At 62.7% G+C, this 3,470-nt stretch carries 2 protein-coding genes; both read right to left on the bottom strand.

The features are described 5' to 3' along the window. The coding region (locus VGD20_RS20670; RefSeq protein ID WP_331136252.1) for a catalase at positions 1-1,994 on the bottom strand (1,994 nt) is incomplete at its 3' end. 68 nt (positions 1,995-2,062) lie between these two features. Further along, positions 2,063-3,346 (bottom strand): glycoside hydrolase family 130 protein, encoded by a 1,284-nt coding sequence (locus VGD20_RS20665; protein WP_331136251.1) that lies wholly within the window; start codon positions 3,344-3,346, stop codon positions 2,063-2,065. Positions 3,347-3,470 lie beyond the last annotated feature (124 nt).

Genomic DNA, 3,470 nt, shown 5'->3' with positions numbered 1-3,470 from the left:
CCATAGGCGTCCATGAACCACTGGACCGCGGCTCCTTGCTTCGACAGCGCCTTGGCCTGGTCGTCGGTGAGGATCGATGCGACGGCGTCGAACAGCACCGAGGGCGATCCCGCGAGCTGGCCGTCGGCCTTGAGCGTGCCGCCCTTTACCTTGGTCCCACCGACCTTGGGCGCGACGAGGAAGGCGGTGCCACCCGCGCTTTCGATGTCGCCCTTCAGCTTGTCGATCGCCGCCTTGTCAGATCCTTCGGCAAAGAGGATCGCCACCTTGCGGCCCTCCATCGTATCGTCGGCATTCTTCTGGATCGACAGCGCGTCGGACGTTTTGAGATCGACCGGCGCCCGCGCAGCCTTTTCCTTCGCCGGCAGATCGATGGCGAGCCCCATGGCGACACGCGTCGCGAGATCCTCATCGATGTTGCGAAGCTGGCCGACGACGCGGGCGCGGACATGATCGAGCGTGACCTTCGACAATTCGAAAACCAGCGCCGAGGCGATATGCGCCTGCTCATTCTCGGTCTGCGACAGGTAGAACAGTCGCGCCTGGCTGAAATGATCGGCGAAAAGCTCGGCGCGAATGCGCAGCTTCTGCGCAGGGTCGTTCCGCTCGTCATTGGCCGTGAACGTCGAGAAGCCCGTTTCGGCGCTCGCGCGTGGGCCGCCATTCTCTCCGGCTTCGGCAAGGCTGTTGGGCTCGTAATTGGCGCGCCCGGTCGGGACGAGCGTCTGCATCATCCCGTCGCGCTGGAAATTGTGGAACGGGCATTTGGGCGCGTTGATCGGAATCTGGTGGAAATTGGTCGTGCCCAGCCGCGACTTCTGCGTGTCGAGATAAGAGAAGAGCCGGCCCTGCAGCAGCGGATCGTTGCTGAAATCGATCCCCGGAATGATGTTCGACGGCAGGAAAGCGACCTGCTCAGTCTCGGCGAAGAAATTGTCGACATTGCGGTTGAGCGTCATGCGGCCGACGATCTCGACCGGAACATCCTCCTCGGGGATCAGCTTGGTCGCGTCGAGCACATCATAAGGCTGCTTCTTGGCGAAGGCTTCGTCGAACACCTGCACGCCGAGATCCCACGCCGGGAAGTCGCCCGCGTCGATCGCCTCGAACAGGTCGCGGCGATGGAAATCGGGGTCGGCGCCGGCGATCTTGACCGCCTCGTCCCATGTCGTCGATTGGATGCCGAGCACCGGCTTCCAATGGAATTTGACGAACTTGCCGTCGCCCTTTTCGTTGACGAAGCGGAAGGTGTGGACGCCGAAACCCTCGATCATGCGCAGGCTACGCGGGATCGTGCGGTCGGACATCGCCCACATGATCATGTGCATCGCCTCGGGCATCAGCCCGATGAAGTCCCAGAAGGTGTCGTGCGCGCTCGCCGCTTGCGGATAGCCGCGGTCGGCCTCCATCTTGACGCTGTGAACGAGGTCGGGGAATTTCATCGCGTCCTGGATGAAGAAGACCGGGATATTGTTGCCGACGAGGTCCCAGTTGCCGCTGTCGGTGTAGAGTTTGACCGCGAAGCCGCGCACGTCGCGCGGGGTGTCGACCGAGCCCGCGCCGCCCGCGACGGTTGAGAAGCGAACGAAGACCGGGCAAGTCGCGCCCTCCTTCTGCAGGATCGATGCCTTGGTCAGCCCGGGGATCGCCTTGGTGCATTCGAAGACGCCATGTGCGCCCGAACCGCGGGCGTGGACGATCCGCTCCGGAATACGCTCATGGTCGAAGTGGAAGATTTTCTCACGGAGGACGAAATCCTCGAGCAGCGTCGGGCCGCGCTCGCCGGCGCGCAGCGAATTCTGGTTGTCTGAAATCCGGTGGCCGAAATTGTCGGTCAGGAACGCCGCATTGGCCGATTTGCCGCCCGATGCCACATTCTGGTGCAGCTCGTCACCATTGCCACGGCTCACCTCGATCTTCGGCTGGCCTTCGCCCGGCTGGTGTTCGCGAAGCGCATGCTCATTGGCGGGCGACGGCGGCGGAGATTTCGGCATCGGTCATTCCTTCTGCCGCTTGAGGCGACACTCCTACAATCCGCCGCTTCGCCTTATGTTGCGTGCCACTAGGCCATGGCGGCCAGAATCTCCTTGATCGCGACGAACGCAAAGCAGACCGAACTGTCGGCCACCCCGTAGGGCAGGAAAATATCGTCGCCGACGCGGATCGCGCCGCAGGTGTAGACGACGTTGGGGACATAGCCCTCGCGGTCCTCGTCGGCGGCGGAGAGGATCGGATTGGGCGTCCGGCCGATCACCTTCGACGGATCGGCCTTGTCGAGCAGCACCGCGCCGATCGCATATTTGCGCATCGCGCCGACCCCATGCGTCAACACCAGCCAGCCTTCATCAAGCTCGATCGGCGCGCCGCAATTACCGATCTGGATGAGTTCCCATGGAAAGCGCGGCTCCAGCAATAATTCGCCGTCCTCCCACTGATCGACCGTGTCCGATCGCAGCAGATAGAGATTCTTGCCATCCTGCCGACCGATCATGCAGAATTGCCCGTCGATCTTGCGTGGGAACAGCGCCATGCCCTTGTTGCGTCCCGCTTTTCCCTTGATCGGGCTCAGCGTGAAATCCCTGAAATCGCGCGTCCGCAGCAGCTCGGACTGGATGTCTCGCCCGCTATAGGCGGTGTAGGTCCCGATCCATTCGCTTTTGCCGCTATCGCGCTCGAACTCGAGCAGCCGCAGATCCTCGAGCCCGTTGCGCTGCGCCTCGGTGATCGGGAAGATCACCGTGCCCGACAAGGTGCTGTCCTTCTGGCGGTAGAGCGAAACGACATCGTCGGGCTTGTCGTCGCGGTGCGGACCAAGCATCGCCGCCGTAGCGAAGGCGGGCTGCGGAAGCAGCGTCAGTTCGCGGTCGCAGGTAATGATTCCCTCGCGAAAGGCGATCGTCGAAATATGCCCCTCGCCAACCGCGCGCAGCGACAGGAGGATGCGGATGCATCCTTCCTCCAGCCCGGTCTGGTCGGGATGACGAACGACGCTGGGGTTCATCAGCGCCGCCGCCGCGTAGCTATATTCGTGACAGAAATAGGCGCCGATCAAGAGGCGCATCTCGCGTTTCAATGTGAGGCCTTCGAGGCCGAGTTTGGGTTCTATCTGCTCAAATCGATCCTCGAACACCTTCTCGATCTGCCAGTGCCGGTCGGCGAAATCGCGCAGCACCACACCGAGCTCGGCGCGCACGGTGCGCGTGTCGAGCGTCACGATTTCGCGCGCCAGCCGCTGCACGCGTTCGAGATCGGGACCCGATGCTTGCCATGCGAGGTGAAAGGGCCGCACGACGACGCGCGTCGGGTCGGCATGGAGCCGCAATTCATCCTGAACCAGATGCACCATAATCCCCTCAGTCGGCTTTGCGGATAAAATCCCGGATCGCGTAAGTCGCGTGCTGGTAGGCAAGAACCGACTCCGCCCCTTCGTTGAGGTTCAGCCCGCGCGGGTTAATGCCATCCTTGCTGCT

The organism is Sphingopyxis sp. (genome assembly GCF_036402335.1).
Classification (GTDB): Bacteria; Pseudomonadota; Alphaproteobacteria; order Sphingomonadales; family Sphingomonadaceae; genus Sphingopyxis.
Note: the sequence above shows the minus strand (reverse complement) of the source record. Positions and strands in the feature narration are given on the sequence as shown.